Here is a 14,889-nt window from a genome sequence, read left to right as displayed (position 1 = left end):
ACACGCCCATGCCGACTTTCAACGACATTCTGATCATGCTGCCGGAGTTCTACCTGGTGGCGGCGGCGTGCCTGCTGTTGCTGCTGGACGCCTGGATGAAGCCCGCGCAGCGCAACATCCTGCACTGGGTTTCAGTCCTGGTGCTGCTGGTAGGCATCTACCTGGTGGTGGCCGGGCAGCCCGACGCGCCGGTGAGCGCCTTCGGCGGCATGTTCGTGCGCGACGCGACGGCCGAGATACTCAAGGTGTTCATGTTGCTGTGCACCGCGCTGATCTTCATCTTCTCGCGCCCGTACATGGTCGACCGCAAGCTGTTCCAGGGCGAGTTCTACACGCTGATGATCTTCGCGACCATCGGCGCGATGCTGCTGGTTTCGGCCGGCAACCTGGTGATGGTCTACCTGGGCCTGGAGCTGCTGACGCTCTGCTCGTATGGCCTGGTGGCGCTCAACCGCGATTCGCCGTTGTCGTCCGAGGCCGCGATCAAGTACTTCGTGCTGGGCGCGCTGTCCTCGGGCATGCTGCTGTACGGCATGTCGATGGTCTACGGCGCCACCGGCACCCTGGCGCTGGCCGAGCTGCACGGCGCGGTAGTCCACGCGGGCATGTCCAACCTGATGGTGTTCGGCCTGATCTTCATGATCGTGGGCATCAGCTTCAAGCTGGGCGTGGCGCCGTTCCACATGTGGATTCCGGACGTCTATCAGGGCGCGCCGACCTCGGTGACGATCTTTGTCGGTTCCACGTCCAAACTGGCCGCCTTCGGCATGGCCTACCGCCTGCTCGAGTCGGGCATGGGCGGCATGGCGGGGCAGTGGCAGATGATGCTGGCCGTGCTGGCGGTCGCCTCGCTGGCGATCGGCAACCTGGTCGCCATCGTGCAGACCAACCTCAAGCGCCTGCTGGCGTACTCGACCATCTCGCATATGGGCTACCTGCTGCTTGGCCTGGTCAATGCCACCCCTGAGGGTTATGCCGCGGCGATGTTCTACGCCATCTGCTATGCGCTGATGAGCACCGCGGCCTTCGGCGTGATCCTGGCGCTGGCGCGTGCCGGCTTCGAGTGCGAGGAGATCGACGACTTCAAGGGCCTCAACCAGCGTTCGCCGTGGATGGCGTTCCTGATGATGCTGGCGATGTTCTCGCTGGCGGGCGTGCCGCCGATGTTCGGCTTCTTCGCCAAACTGTTGGTGCTGCAGTCGGCGATCCATGCCGGCATGATGTGGCTGGCCCTCGTCGGCGTGGTGTTCGCGATCATCGGCCTGTACTACTACCTGCGCGTGGTCAAGGTGATGTACTTCGACAAGCCGGTCGAGGGTCAGGAGCTGCGGCCGCAAGCCGACGGCTTGCTGCGCGCCACGCTGTCGGTCAACGCGCTGGTGCTGCTCGCGCTGGGCCTGTATTGGGGCCCGCTGCTGGGCTGGTGCCGCGCGGCTTTCGCGGGCTGAAAGCTTTCTTAGGGTGGGCTTCAGCCCACCATGTTGGAAGGTGGGCTGAAGCCCATCCTACGAGAACCGGCACGAGAAATTCCGACACGGAAAAGCTTGCAAGAAATCGGCCATGCCGCTATAGTTTGCGGACTCTGATGCGGGGTGGAGCAGTCTGGCAGCTCGTCGGGCTCATAACCCGAAGGTCGCAGGTTCGAATCCTGCCCCCGCTACCAGATCTTTCTTAGAACAAGAAAGCCTCCTCGTGAGGCTTTTTTGTTGGGCGCAAGGATGCGTCGCGATGGTCGGCCGTTCGAATGGCCGTCCATCCGCCGGAAAGAGCCTGGACGAGTCGGCACATCGTCGGGGTAAAGGGAATGGGCCGCTTGAGCCCATTTTTTGTTTCTGACGCAGGCAGAACGGATATGGATACACAGGCGCTGGCACAACGCTTCACCGAGGTTCTCGCCGATCAGGGCGTGGAATGCCTGGGCGTGGAGTTCTCCCCGTCGCAAGGGCAGAGTACCCTGCGCGTCTATCTGGACGTGCTCGATCACGCCGATGGCCGCGAAGTGACGCTCGAGGACTGCGAATCGGCCAGCCGCGAGCTCTCCGCGCTGCTGGACGTGGAAGACCCGATCCCGGGCCATTATGTGCTCGAGGTTTCCTCGCCCGGTATCGACCGTCCGCTGTTCACCGCGGAGCAGTTCGCCCGGGTGGTGGGGCAAGAGGTAAAGGTGCTGCTGAAGGCACCCATCGAAGGGCGGCGGCGCCTGCGCGGCAAGCTGGTTGCGGTCGACGGCGAGCGGCTGAGCTTCGAAGCGGAGGGCAAGGCGTTCGAGTTCGACCACGATGCGGTGGAAAGCGCGCGTGTGGTGCCGGACTGGGCAGCGCTCGGTTACGTGCCGCAGTCCAAGCCCGGTGGCAAGAAATCCACAAAGAAGACCGGCCAGTAAGTACAGCGAAGCCGGAAGAAATTTGAGAGTGCGGCCATGGATGGCCGCTTCTTGATTCTCGCGTTCATGGATGAACGTACAAATACCGAGGTTGCTGCAAATGAGCAAAGAATTGTTGCTGGTCGTCGATGCGGTCGCCAATGAAAAGGGCGTGCCGCGCGAAGTGATCTTCGAGGCGATGGAAGCGGCGTTGGCTTCGGCCGCGAAGAAGCGCTATCCGGAGGAAGATCCCGACGTCCGCGTCGCGATCGATCGCCAGACCGGCGACTACGAGACGTTCCGCCGCTGGGAAGTCATTGCCGACGACGGCGAGATGGAATCCCCGTTCCACCAGCTGCGCCTGATGGACGCGGTGGACGAGCGCGAGGACGCCCAGGTGGGCGACTACATCGAGCAGCAGGTCGAGAATGCCGAATTCGGTCGCATCGCGGCGCAGGCAGCCAAGCAGGTGATCGTGCAGCGCGTGCGCGAGGCCGAGCGCCAGCAGGTGGTCGATGCCTTCCAGGAGCGCGTCGGCGAATTGGTCACCGGCATCGTCAAGCGCGTCGAGCGCGGCAACGTCTATCTGGACCTGGGTTCCAATGCCGAGGCCTTCATTCCGCGCGACAAGACCATTCCGCGCGAATCGGCCCGCGTCGGCGACCGCGTGCGCGGTTACCTCTATGAAGTGCGCTCGGAAGTGCGCGGTCCGCAGCTGTTCGTCTCGCGCGCCGCTCCCGAATTCATGATCGAGCTGTTCAAGCTCGAGGTACCGGAAGTCGGCCAGGGCCTGGTCGAGATCAAGGGCTGCGCACGCGATCCGGGCGACCGCGCCAAGATCGCCGTGCTCGCGCACGACAGCCGCACCGACCCCATCGGCGCCTGCATCGGCATGCGCGGTTCGCGCGTGCAGGCGGTGTCCAACGAGCTCAACGGCGAGCGCGTGGACATCATCCTGTGGCACGAGAACCAGGCGCAGTACGTCATCAACGCGATGGCGCCGGCCGAGGTCCAGTCCATCATCATGGACGAGGAAAAGCACTCGATGGACATCGCGGTGGCCGAGGACAAACTGTCCCAGGCGATCGGCCGCGGCGGCCAGAACGTGCGCCTGGCCAGCAAGCTCACCGGCTGGCAGCTCAACGTGATGACGCAGGACCAGGTCACCGCCAAGAGCGAGTCCGAGCAGCAGGCCGCGCGCCAGCTGTTCATGGACAAGCTGGAAGTGGACGAGGAGATTGCCAACATCCTGGTGCAGGAAGGCTTCTCCAGCGTGGAGGAAATCGCTTACGTGCCCAGCGCCGAACTGCTGGCGGTCGAGGGGTTCGACGAGGACATCGTCGAGGAACTTCGGGCCCGCGCCCGCGACGCTCTGCTGACCGAGGCACTGGCCGTGGAAGAGGGCATCGCCGAACCGTCCGAAGAACTGCTCGCTCTGGCGGGCATGGACGAGGCCACTGCCTATGCGCTGGCTGCACGTGAAATAGGTACGGTGGACGACCTGGCCGACCTTGCGGTCGACGACCTGATCGACATCGAGGGCATGGACGAGGAGCGCGCCGCCGCGTTGATCATGGCAGCCCGCGCACCGATGATCGAGCGATTGGAGAAGGGTGGTTAACCGCGGAACGGCGGCGCCTTCGGAAGGGCGCGCCGAGGAAGTCCCATGCGGGACTTCCGCCAAGGATGGAGGTGGACGTGCAGGCTTGGGCCGCACGGACGATAAGCGCGGGAACGGCGGAGAAAGAACACGATGTCGGATGTAACGATCAAACAACTTGCCCAGGTGCTGGGCATGCCGGTCACCAAGCTGCTGGGGCAGCTTGGCGAGGCGGGCATGAATTTCTCCGATCCGGAGCAGGTCATCAGCAGCACCGAGAAGGTGAAACTGCTGGGCTTCCTGCGCCGCACCCACGGCAAGGGCGAAGCGACTCCCGAGGTGGAGGACAGCGCGCCGCGCCAGATCACCCTCAAGCGCCGCAAGGTCAGCGAGCTGAAGGTCGCCACGCCCGGTGGCCGCGGCGCGTCCAGCAGCGCCAAGACGGTCAACGTGGAAGTGCGCGCCAAGCGCACCTACGTCAAGCGCAGCGTGATCGCCGAAGAAGCGAGTGCCGAGCCCGAGCGCGAGGAGGCCGTGCGCAAGCTGGCCGAATCGCAGCAGCAGCGCGAGCATGAAGAGCAGGAGCGCCTGGAAGCCGAGCAGCGTCGCCAGGAAGAAGCCCTGCATGCGCAGGAGGAGCAGCAGCGCCAAGCCGAGGAAGCGCGTCGCCAGGCCGACGAGCAGGCGGCTGCGAGCGCGAAGGGTACCGAGGCAGCCGAGCCGGTCGCCGCCGCCGCAGAACCGGTCGCAGAAGCCGCCGGCGAAACCGTCGCCGCGGCCGCCACGCCGGCTCCAGCATCGTCCAGCAGCGGTACCGATCACAGCGCGTTCGGCATGATCGTTCCGCGCATCCATGAACCGCGCAAGCGCGAGAAGAAGGTCGTCGTCGCCGCACCGGCCCCCGCGCCGGCGCCTGCACCGGCACCTGCCGATGCGCGCGCCGCCGCCGCCAAGGGCCGCCACGGCCGCGACCGCGACGAAGGTCCGGGTGGGAAGCGCTTCGCCAGCGGCGAACTGCACCTGTCCGAGGCCGATCGCGCACGCCGGTCCAGCAAGCGCGGCAAGCCCGGCCGGGGCGGACGCGACATGGGTCGCGGCAGCAGCGCCGCGGCCTCGGGTCCGCATGGCTTCTCGCGTCCCACCGCACCGGTGGTGCGCGAAGTGGTCGTGGGCGATGCCAACCTGGTCGCCGACCTGGCGCAGAAGATGGCGGTCAAGGGTTCCGAAGTGGTCAAGGCGCTCTTCAAGATGGGCGTGATGGCCACCATCAACCAGACCATCGACCGCGACACCGCCACGCTGGTGGTCGAGGAACTGGGGCATACCCCGGTCGAGGCGACCGAGAGCAACGCCGAGGCCGCATTGGCCGCGCACACCCAGAACGCCGAGCTGGAAGGCGAGAAGTCCTCGCGTCCGCCGGTGGTCACCATCATGGGCCACGTCGACCACGGCAAGACCTCGCTGCTGGACTATATCCGCCGCACCAAGGTCGCCTCCGGCGAAGCCGGTGGCATCACCCAGCACATCGGCGCATACCACGTGGATACGCCCAAGGGCGTGATCACCTTCCTCGACACCCCGGGCCATGCCGCGTTCACCGCGATGCGTGCCCGCGGCGCGCAGTCCACCGACATCGTGGTGCTGGTGGTGGCCGCCGATGACGGCGTGATGCCGCAGACGGCCGAGGCCGTGCAGCACGCGCGCGCCGCCAAGGTGCCGCTGATCGTGGCGCTCAACAAGATGGACAAGGCTGACGCCAACCCGGACCACGTCAAGCAGGGCCTGGGCAACCTCGAGGTCATCCCGGAAGAATGGGGCGGCGATACGCCGTTCATTCCGCTGTCGGCCAAGACCGGCATGGGCGTCGACGACCTGCTCGACGCGGTATCGGTGCAGGCCGAGGTGATGGAGCTGACCGCCGTGTTCGATGGCCCCGCCTCGGGCGTGGTGATCGAATCGAGCCTGGACAAGGGCCGTGGCCCGGTGGCGACGGTGCTGGTGCAACAAGGCACGCTCAAGCGCGGCGACTTCGTGGTCTGCGGCGTCGAATACGGCCGCATGCGCGCGCTGGTCGACGAGAACGGCAAGACCGTGCAGGAAGCCGGTCCGTCGATTCCGGTGCAGGTGCTTGGCCTGTCCGGCGTGCCGGAGGCGGGCGACGACTTCGTGGTGGTGGCCGACGAGCGGCTGGCCCGCGAAGTGGCCGCCGAGCGCCAGCAGAAGCGCCGCGAGACGCGCATGGTCAGCAAGGCCAACCGCCTCGAGGACATCATGGCGCAGATGGGCCAGGGTGAAGTGCAGACGCTCAACATCCTGGTCAAGGCCGACGTGCAGGGTTCGGTGCAGGCGCTGCGCGACTCGCTCAGCCAGATCGGCAACGAGAACGTGAAGGTCAACGTGATTGCCGCCGGCGTCGGTGGCATCACCGAATCCGACGCGACGCTCGCGGCCGCCTCCAAGGCGCTGATCATCGGCTTCAACGTGCGTGCCGACGCCTCGGCGCGCAAGGTGATCGACACGGCGGGCCTGGACGTCCGTTACTTCTCGATCATCTACGACGTCATCGATCAGGTGAAGCAGGCGGCTTCCGGTCTGCTGGGCGTGGAAGTGCGCGAGGAAATCATCGGCATCGCGCAGGTACGCGAAGTCTTCCGCAGCTCCAAGTTCGGCCAGGTCGCCGGCTGCATGGTCACCGATGGCACGGTCAAGCGGAACAAGCCGATCCGCGTGCTGCGCGACAACACGGTGGTCTTCCAGGGCGAACTGGAATCGCTGCGCCGCTTCAAGGAACTGGTCGACGAAGTGCGCAACGGCATGGAATGCGGTATCGCCGTGAAGCAGTACAACGACGTCAAGGTCGGCGACCAGATCGAGTGCTTCGAGCGCATCGAGGTGGCGAGGACGTTGTAACGCATTGCGTTGCAACGTCCGGGAATCGGGAATGGTCGATGGGGAAGCGTCAAGGCGATCCCCCATGACCTTCCCGTTTTTCCGCGCTGGCGGCTGTTTCGATTTTCCTCCCCCCATTACGATTTACGGCCATCCCATGCCCTCACGCGACTTCAAACGTACCGACCGCGTAGGCGCCGAACTCCGCCGCGAGCTCGGCCTCCTGGTGCATGCCGCCGTACGCGACCACGCGCTGCCGTCGGTGAGCGTTTCCGACGTCGAAGTCACCCGTGACCTCGACTTCGCCAGCGTCTGGGTCACGGCATTGCAGGCGGAGCGCGCCAGGGAGGCGGTCAAGGCGCTCAACGAACTGGCCATCGAATTCCGCCGCACGCTCTCGCGCAGCATGCGCCTGCGCCGGGTGCCGGAGTTGCGCTTCAAGTACGACGACTCGGTCGACAAGAGCGAGCGCATCGAACGATTGCTGCGCGACTCGGGCGACATCCCGCCGGATACCGATGGCGAAAGCGAGTCGTAAATCCCGGGCAACGGCGCTGCGCCAGGATCTGCGCGACCTGCACGGCATCCTGCTGCTCGACAAGCCGCTGGGCATGAGCTCGAACCAGGCCCTGCAGGCGGCGCGCCGCTTGCTGCGCGCCGCCAAAGGCGGGCACAGCGGAGCGCTTGACCCGCTGGCGACCGGGCTGCTGCCGCTATGTTTCGGCGAGGGCACCAAGATCGCAGGCATATTGCTGGGATCGCGCAAGGCCTATCTCGCCCAATGCCAGTTGGGCGTCACCACCACCACGGCTGATCTCGAGGGTGAGGTCGTCGGGCAACGGCCGGTGCCGCCACTGGATGACGCTGTCCTCGAAGAGGTACTGGCCTCCCTGCGCGGCCGCATCGTGCAGGTGCCACCCGTCTTTTCGGCTCTGAAGCAGGGTGGCGAACCCTTGTACGCCAAGGCACGGCGCGGCGAAGCGGTCGACGTGCCGCCGCGCGAGGTGGATATCCATCGCCTGGAACTGCTGGCGCGTGAAGGCGACCGCCTGCAACTGCGGGTCGAGTGCGGCTCGGGCACCTACATCCGCAGCCTGGCGGTGGATCTGGGGGAGCGATTGGGCTGCGGAGCGCACCTGACGGCGCTGCGCCGCCTGTGGGTGGAGCCGTTCCGCGAACCGGCGATGGTGACGCTGGCCGAGCTGGAGCAGGCGGCCGGGCAGGGTGAGGCGGCGCTCGATGCGCTGTTGTTGCCACTTTCCGCCGGACTGGCCGATCTGCCGCCATTGCGGCTGGACGAACCCCTGACGCGTGCCGTCGCCCAAGGCCAGCAGATTCCCTGGCCTGGCCCGGCGGAGCAGGGCCGCAGCACGGCCTTCGCCCCCGATGGCCGCCTGCTGGCGCTGATCGAACCGGACTCCTGCGGGCGCGTGCGCGTCGTCCGCGGCTTCAACCTGCCCACCCCGTGAGCCCTGGACGGGGCTTTCCAGCCGCAGAACCGTTCCCTGGGGCCGTAAATCCCCTCTTGCAAGGGAAGGAAGGGCCGCAAACGGCCCATTTCACGCTCTTGTTGCCACCCGCCCGCCCTCGCTACAATAGCGAGCTTGTTCCAGAGCTTTGCATCCAACCAGCGGAGCTTGTGCAACCTCATCGGTGGTGACGTTGCACAAGTTCCGCATCCGCATTTTTTTTAGGAAGAGATACCCATGTCCCTTACCGCAGAACAGACCAGCAAGATCATTGCTGACTACGGCCGCGTGCCCAACGACACCGGCTCGCCGGAGGTGCAGGTGGCCCTGCTGTCGGCCCGCATCGAACATCTGACCGGCCACTTCAAGGAGCACAAGCAGGATCACCACTCGCGTCGTGGGCTGCTGCAGTTGGTGAACCGCCGCAAGAGCCTGCTGGCCTACCTCAAGGATCGTGACCTTGGCCGCTACCAGGCCCTGATCGAGCGCCTCGGCCTCCGTCGTTGATTTTCCGCGTTCATCCGTGAACGCGAAGGTCAGGAAGCGGCCCTGCGTGGGCCGCACTGTTTGATTTCTGTGTTCGTTCCCTAGAACGCGAAAGTCAACAAGCGGCCATTCTTGGCCGCACTCTTCAATAGGACAAAAGCCCGTGGCGAAAGTAACCAAGTCATTCCAGTACGGTAATCACGAAGTCACACTGGAGACGGGCGAAATCGCCCGCCAGGCGTCCGGTGCGGTCATGGCCAGCATGGGTGGTACCGTCGTGCTGGTCACCGCGGTGGCCGCGGCCAAGCCGCGCGAGGGGCAGGATTTCTTCCCGCTCACCGTCGACTATGTCGAGAAGTTCTACTCCGCCGGTCGTATCCCTGGCGGATTCTTCAAGCGCGAAGGCCGCCCGACCGAGAAGGAAACGCTGACCTCGCGCCTGATCGATCGCCCGGTGCGCCCGCTGTTCCCGGACGACTACAAGAACGAAGTGCAGGTCATCGCCCAGGTCGTTTCGCTCAACCCCGAGGTTGACGGCGACATCGTCGCGATGCTCGGCGCCTCCGCCGCGCTGTCGCTGGCCGGGATCCCGTTCAAGGGCCCGATCGCAGCCGCCCGCGTCGGCTATGCCAACGGCCAGTACCTGCTCAACCCGACGCATACCGAGCTGAAGACCTCCGACCTCGATCTCGTTGTCGCCGGTACCGCCGGTGCCGTGCTGATGGTCGAGTCCGAGGCCAAGCTGCTGTCCGAGGAAGTCATGCTCGGCGCGGTGATGTTCGGCCACAAGCAGATGCAGATCGCGATCAATGCCATCGCCGAGCTCGCCACCGAAGCGGCCAGGCCCGCGTCGACCTGGCAGGCGCCGGCGCGCAACGAGTCGCTGATCGCCGCGCTCAAGGGCGAAGTCGGCAACAAGCTGGAAGAAGCCTTCCAGGTGCGCGACAAGCTGCAGCGCCGCGACGCGATCTCCGCGATCAAGGCCGACGTGCTGGAGACCCTCAAGGTCCAGGCCGAAGCCAACGGCTGGTCGACTGCCGAGCTGTCGAAGGAATTCGGCGAGCTCGAATACCACACCATGCGCGACAGCGTGCTCAAGTCCAAGGTGCGCATCGACGGCCGCCAGCTCGACGACGTGCGCCCGATCAGCGTGCGCGTGGGCGTGCTGCCGCGCACCCACGGTTCGGCGCTGTTCACCCGCGGCGAGACGCAGGCGCTGGTCGTGGCCACGCTGGGTACCACCCGCGATGCGCAGATCATCGACGCGCCGGAAGGCGAGTCGAAAGATCCGTTCCTGTTCCACTACAACTTCCCGCCGTTCTCGGTGGGCGAGGCCGGCCGCTTCGGCGCGCCGAAGCGTCGCGAGATCGGCCACGGCCGCCTGGCCAAGCGCGGCGTGCAGGCGGTCAAGCCGAGCATCGAAGAATTCCCGTACGTGCTGCGCGTGGTCTCTGAGATCACCGAGTCGAACGGTTCGTCCTCGATGGCCTCGGTGTGCGGTTCCTCGCTGGCCATGATGGACGCCGGCGTGCCGCTGAAGTCGCCGGTGGCCGGTATCGCCATGGGCCTGGTCAAGGAAGGCGGCGACTTCGTCGTGTTGTCCGACATCCTGGGCGACGAGGACCATCTCGGCGACATGGACTTCAAGGTGGCCGGTAGCGCCGACGGTATCTCCGCGCTGCAGATGGACATCAAGATCGACGGTATCACCGAAGAGATCATGAAGGTGGCGCTGGAGCAGGCCAAGCGCGGCCGCCTGCACATCCTGGGCGAGATGGCCAAGGTCATCAGCACGCCGCGTTCGGAGATGAGCGAGTACGCCCCGCGCCTGCTCACCATCAAGATCCATCCGGACAAGATCCGCGAAGTCATCGGCAAGGGCGGCGCCACCATCCGCTCGATCACCGAAGAGACCGGCACCACGATCGACATCAGCGACGACGGCACCGTCATCATCGCCTCGGTCAACCGCCTGGCGGCCGACGAGGCCAAGAAGCGCATCGAGCAGATCGTCTCCGACGTCGAGCCGGGCCGCATCTACGAGGGCAAGGTCGCCAAGCTGATGGATTTCGGCGCGTTCGTGACCATCATGCCGGGCAAGGACGGCCTGGTGCACGTCTCGCAGATCTCCTCCGAGCGCGTGGAGAAGGTCTCCGACAAGCTCAAGGAAGGCGACATCGTGAAGGTCAAGGTGCTCGAGGTGGATAAGCAGGGCCGTATCCGCCTGTCCATGAAGGCCGTGACCGAAGACGAAGCCGCCAACGGCTGATCGCCCGATGCGCGACTGAGCATCCGTTCCAATGAAAAAGAAAAGCGGGCCATCGGCCCGCTTTTTTTATGCTCACGCACGGCGTCATCTCTGTAGAGCCCGCTTGTGGGCGATGCTCTTCAACCCACGCGACGAAGAGCATCGCCCACAAGTGGGCGCCTGCAAGGGCAGGCTGTCGACGGCCATTCCTTGCCACGTGCGAAGGTGCGCGCCTGACCGTTTTGCTACGATCCACGCGATCCCCCGCAAGGCACGCCCGTGACCGCGCAGAACCCCGCTACGGACTTCGAAACCCTGGGCCGCCAGGTATGGGAGGCCTGGGCCCACAAGTGGCCCGGCTCTGCTGTGACGCCCGCCGCCGAGGCCGTACCGGGCATGGACGGCCTCAAGGGCTATCTCGAGTGGATGCAGCAGGCAACCGCCACGATGACCGGGCAGGGCACCCAGGTTCCCCCGCCGGTCCCTCCGTTCACCGGCTGGGCCATGCCTGCCATGGGAGCGCCACCGGCCGGGCTCGACGCCTCGCGCGGACTGCTCGACACGCCCGCCTTCGGTTACACCCGCGAACAGCAGGCTCAGCAGCAGGCGCTCATGCGTGCGCTGCTCGACCACCAGCAGGCAAACGCCCGCTACCAGCAGTTGGTCGGGCGCGCGCAGGCCGAAGGCATGGCACGGGCACAGCGCCAACTGGCCGAGCCTGGCCTCCAGATCGATTCGCTCAAGGCCATGTACGACCTGTGGGTGGATGCGGTGGAAGAGGCCTACGCCGAGATCGCATTGTCCGACGAATTCCGCGAGGTCTATGCCGCGCAGGCCAACACGCAGATGCGCGTACGCCAGCTGCAGCAACAGCAGATCGAGCAATGGTGCCGCGAGATGGGCCTGCCCACGCGTAGTGAGGTGGACACGCTGGGCCAACGGTTGCAGGAGCTTCGACGCGAACTGCGGCGCATGCGGGCCGCGGCTGGTGCGCCGTCAACGGACGCGGACAAAGTCACAAAAGCCGCCAAACGCGCTACCGCCGCCGCCAGGCCGTCCACGCGCCCCAAGACGAAACCGGCCGCCAAGGCCGGCACCCGCCGCGCATCGCGCAAGCCGCGCTGAGGCCGAGCATGCATATGCCAGGAACGCTGGATCCCGCCCGGATCCTCGAGGAAATCACCGCCTTCCAGCGCAAGCTGGCAGCCGGCGCCGCGAGCCTGCGCGGCCTGGCGGAGCCGACGTACGCCGATACCCCGCGCGAGCTGGTTTACCGCGAGGACAAGCTCACCCTCTGGCGCATGCGCGGCGAGCGCGAACCGACTTCGAACACGCCACTGTTGATCGTCTACGCCCTGGTCAACACGGTCTGGATGACCGACCTGCAGACCGACCGGTCACTGGTGCGCAACCTGCTCGCGCAGGGCGAGGACGTCTACCTGATCGACTGGGGCTACCCGGACGGCGCCGATCGCTGGCTCACGCTGGAGGACTACATCGACGGCTACCTCGACCGCTGTGTGGACGTCGTGCGCGCGCAGGCCGGCGTTGAGGCGATCGACCTGCTCGGCATCTGCCAGGGCGGTGCGTTCTCGTTGTGCTACGCCGCGCTGCATCCGGCCAGGGTGCGCAACCTGGTCACCATGGTCACGCCGGTGGACTACCACACGCCGGACAACATGCTTTCGCACTGGGCGCGCGACATCGACGTGGACCTATTCGTCGACACCCTGGGCAACATTCCCGCCGCACTGATGAACTGGGTCTACCTGACGCTCAAGCCGGTGCGGCTGCTGCAGCAGAAATACGTCAATCTGGTCGGCATCCTGGACAACCCGAAGGAGCTCGAAAACTTCCTGCGCATGGAGCGCTGGATCTTCGATTCGCCCGACCAGGCCGGCGAGGCTTTCCGCGAGTTCGTCAAGTTCTTTTTCCAGGCCAACAAGCTGGTCAAGGGCGGTCTCACCATCGGCGGCAAGTCGGTGGATCTGGCGCGCATCACCCAACCGGTGCTCAATATCTACGCGGAACAGGACCACCTGGTCCCGCCCGACGCCTCGCGTGCTCTCGGCCACCATATCGGCAGCGAGGATTACACCGAGCTGGCCTTCAAGGGGGGCCACATCGGCATCTACGTATCCGGACGCGCGCAGCGCGAAGTGCCCCCTGCCATTCACCGCTGGCTGCGCGAGCACGACGGCTGAGGGCAACGCCTTTTGTAGGGGCTCACAAGTGGGCTCCTACAAGGGGAGGCGGCGACGGTGCGCATGCTAGGCTTTCCCGTCTTCTCCGCTCCGCAAATGCGCTCATGAACACCTCCACCGATTCCCTCCGCGAGCACGACACCATCCGCGCCGTGCAGTGGCGCGGCGATTGCCTGTGCCTGCTCGACCAGCGCCTGTTGCCGGCCGAAGAGCGCTGGATCGAATGCCGTGACACCGATCAGGTGACCCAGGCCATTCGCGACCTGGCCGTGCGCGGCGCGCCCGCGATCGGAATCGCTGCCGCCTGGGGTGTCGTGCTGGCGGCGCAGCAGGGCGCGCCGCTCGATGACGTGCTGGCGACGCTGCGGGCGGCCCGGCCCACCGCGGTCAACCTGATGTGGGCGCTCGACCGCATGAAGAGGAGCATCGCGGCAGGCGCGGATGCCGCTGCGCTCGAGCGCGAGGCACAGGCGATCCAGGACGAGGACCTGGCCGCCAACCGGCACATGGGCGCACTCGGCGCCGCGCTGATCGCACCGGGCTCGGGTGTGCTCACCCACTGCAACACCGGCTCGCTGGCCACCGCAGGCTACGGTACCGCGCTGGGCGTGATTCGCGCAGGCGTGGAAGCCGGCCGCATCGAAGAAGTGTTCGCCGGCGAGACACGCCCCTGGCAACAGGGCGCCCGCCTGACCATGTATGAACTGGTGCGCGACAGGATTCCCGCGCACCTGATTGCCGACTCGGCGGCCGCGCACCTGATGCGTTCGGGCAAGGTCCAATGGGTAATCGTCGGCGCCGACCGCATCGCCGCCAACGGCGATACCGCCAACAAGATCGGCACCTACCAACTGGCCATCGCCGCGCGCCACCATGGGGTGAAGTTCATGGTGGTGGCACCGTCCTCGACCGTGGACATGGCCACGCCCGACGGCGAGACCATCGAGATCGAACTGCGCCACGCGGACGAACTGCTCTCCACCGGTGGCCGCCGCATGGTGGTCGAAGGCGCGCAGGCCTGGAACCCGGTATTCGACGTGACCCCGGCGGAGCTGATCGATGCCATCGTCACCGAGCGTGGCGTGATCGAACGACCGAACACCGCCGTGATGCAGGCGGTGTTCGGCCGGTGAGGCTGCGCCGCGAGGCCGGGTTGTTCGCCATCGGCGGCGTCCTCGGTCTCATCGTCGACGCCGGCACGGTACAGGCGCTGGTCGCCTGGGGTGGCTGGAATCCGTACCTTGCGCGGGTGCTGTCGTTCCTGTTGGCGGCCACGGTGACCTGGGGCTGGAACCGCCGGCACACCTTCGCCCATCGCGCCAGCGGCCGCCCGGTGGCCATCGAATGGTTGCACTGGCTGGCCCTGATGGGCGTGGGTGCCTGTGTGAACTACGCAATCTATGCGTCGCTGCTGCTGGCCTTCGAGCCATTGCAGCGATGGCCGGCGCTGGCTGTGGCGGCCGGTTCGGCGGTGGCCGCGCTGGTCAATTTTTCGACCGCGCGCGGCGTGCTTTTCCGGCGTCCAAAACCGACCGCCTAACTTATTGATTTGAAACGCTAAAATAAGGGCTTTCCGGGCGCATTCGTGATACAATTTCACGATTGCTTGAGGGCCGCGCAGCCGCGCGCAT

Annotated in this window: 12 protein-coding genes and 1 tRNA gene; all 13 read left to right on the top strand. The window is 66.0% G+C overall.

Going from position 1 to position 14,889, the window contains the following annotated elements; genetic code table 11:
- The first annotated feature begins 8 nt into the window (after positions 1-8).
- The 13 genes from nuoN to OSC30_RS01520 all read left to right on the top strand — a co-directional run bounded on the left by nuoN (position 9) and on the right by OSC30_RS01520 (position 14,798).
- The gene (gene nuoN / locus OSC30_RS01580) at positions 9-1,448 is read left to right on the top strand and encodes an NADH-quinone oxidoreductase subunit NuoN (RefSeq protein WP_267170069.1); all 1,440 of its coding nucleotides are present in this window, start codon (positions 9-11) and stop codon (positions 1,446-1,448) included.
- A 138-nt stretch (positions 1,449-1,586) separates the two neighbouring features.
- A tRNA-Met gene (locus OSC30_RS01575) sits at positions 1,587-1,663 on the top strand.
- A 189-nt stretch (positions 1,664-1,852) separates the two neighbouring features.
- Positions 1,853-2,383 carry a ribosome maturation factor RimP gene (locus OSC30_RS01570; protein WP_267170068.1) on the top strand — a complete coding sequence of 177 codons (531 nt, stop codon included), beginning with the start codon at positions 1,853-1,855 and terminating at the stop codon, positions 2,381-2,383.
- A 100-nt stretch (positions 2,384-2,483) separates the two neighbouring features.
- Positions 2,484-3,983 (top strand): transcription termination factor NusA, encoded by a 1,500-nt coding sequence (nusA, locus tag OSC30_RS01565; protein WP_267170067.1) that lies wholly within the window; start codon positions 2,484-2,486, stop codon positions 3,981-3,983.
- 132 nt (positions 3,984-4,115) lie between these two features.
- Entirely contained in the window at positions 4,116-6,872 is a 2,757-nt protein-coding gene (infB, locus tag OSC30_RS01560; protein WP_267170066.1) for a translation initiation factor IF-2, read from the top strand.
- A 136-nt stretch (positions 6,873-7,008) separates the two neighbouring features.
- Positions 7,009-7,389, top strand: a complete 381-nt coding sequence (gene rbfA / locus OSC30_RS01555; protein ID WP_267170065.1) for a 30S ribosome-binding factor RbfA — start codon at positions 7,009-7,011, stop codon at positions 7,387-7,389.
- On the top strand, positions 7,370-8,320 hold the full coding sequence (truB, locus tag OSC30_RS01550) for a tRNA pseudouridine(55) synthase TruB (RefSeq protein WP_267170064.1): 951 nt from the start codon (positions 7,370-7,372) through the stop codon (positions 8,318-8,320). The genes rbfA and truB overlap by 20 nt, the downstream gene beginning before the upstream one ends.
- Before the next feature lie 237 nt (positions 8,321-8,557).
- On the top strand, positions 8,558-8,827 hold the full coding sequence (rpsO, locus tag OSC30_RS01545; protein ID WP_267170063.1) for a 30S ribosomal protein S15: 270 nt from the start codon (positions 8,558-8,560) through the stop codon (positions 8,825-8,827).
- 142 nt (positions 8,828-8,969) lie between these two features.
- Positions 8,970-11,075, top strand: a complete 2,106-nt coding sequence (pnp, locus tag OSC30_RS01540; RefSeq protein WP_267170062.1) for a polyribonucleotide nucleotidyltransferase — start codon at positions 8,970-8,972, stop codon at positions 11,073-11,075.
- Positions 11,076-11,333: 258 nt separating this feature from the next.
- Complete coding sequence (locus OSC30_RS01535; protein ID WP_267170061.1) at positions 11,334-12,179, top strand: poly(R)-hydroxyalkanoic acid synthase subunit PhaE; 846 nt, start codon at positions 11,334-11,336, stop codon at positions 12,177-12,179.
- Between the two features lie 8 nt (positions 12,180-12,187).
- Positions 12,188-13,258, top strand: coding sequence for a class III poly(R)-hydroxyalkanoic acid synthase subunit PhaC (gene phaC / locus OSC30_RS01530; protein WP_267170060.1), 1,071 nt, complete (start codon positions 12,188-12,190; stop codon positions 13,256-13,258).
- A gap of 104 nt (positions 13,259-13,362) precedes the next feature.
- Entirely contained in the window at positions 13,363-14,391 is a 1,029-nt protein-coding gene (mtnA, locus tag OSC30_RS01525) for an S-methyl-5-thioribose-1-phosphate isomerase (RefSeq protein WP_267170059.1), read from the top strand.
- Positions 14,388-14,798, top strand: coding sequence for a GtrA family protein (locus tag OSC30_RS01520; RefSeq protein WP_267170058.1), 411 nt, complete (start codon positions 14,388-14,390; stop codon positions 14,796-14,798). The genes mtnA and OSC30_RS01520 overlap by 4 nt, the downstream gene beginning before the upstream one ends.
- Positions 14,799-14,889: the final 91 nt, after the last annotated feature.

Source organism: Frateuria hangzhouensis (genome assembly GCF_026410505.1).
GTDB classification, from domain to species: Bacteria; Pseudomonadota; Gammaproteobacteria; order Xanthomonadales; family Rhodanobacteraceae; genus Frateuria_A; species Frateuria_A hangzhouensis.
The sequence above is the reverse complement of the archived record's forward strand: the minus strand, read 5'-3'. Positions and strand labels throughout refer to the sequence as shown.

What these genes read in the sequence shown, in the direction of transcription:
- nuoN (WP_267170069.1), top strand. Translation starts at nt 9, where the DNA reads ATGCCGACTTTCAACGACATTCTGATCATGCTGCCGGAGTTCTACCTG.
- OSC30_RS01570 (WP_267170068.1), top strand. Translation starts at nt 1,853, where the DNA reads ATGGATACACAGGCGCTGGCACAACGCTTCACCGAGGTTCTCGCCGAT.
- nusA (WP_267170067.1), top strand. Translation starts at nt 2,484, where the DNA reads ATGAGCAAAGAATTGTTGCTGGTCGTCGATGCGGTCGCCAATGAAAAG.
- infB (WP_267170066.1), top strand. Translation starts at nt 4,116, where the DNA reads ATGTCGGATGTAACGATCAAACAACTTGCCCAGGTGCTGGGCATGCCG.
- rbfA (WP_267170065.1), top strand. Translation starts at nt 7,009, where the DNA reads ATGCCCTCACGCGACTTCAAACGTACCGACCGCGTAGGCGCCGAACTC.
- truB (WP_267170064.1), top strand. Translation starts at nt 7,370, where the DNA reads ATGGCGAAAGCGAGTCGTAAATCCCGGGCAACGGCGCTGCGCCAGGAT.
- rpsO (WP_267170063.1), top strand. Translation starts at nt 8,558, where the DNA reads ATGTCCCTTACCGCAGAACAGACCAGCAAGATCATTGCTGACTACGGC.
- phaC (WP_267170060.1), top strand. Translation starts at nt 12,188, where the DNA reads ATGCATATGCCAGGAACGCTGGATCCCGCCCGGATCCTCGAGGAAATC.
- mtnA (WP_267170059.1), top strand. Translation starts at nt 13,363, where the DNA reads ATGAACACCTCCACCGATTCCCTCCGCGAGCACGACACCATCCGCGCC.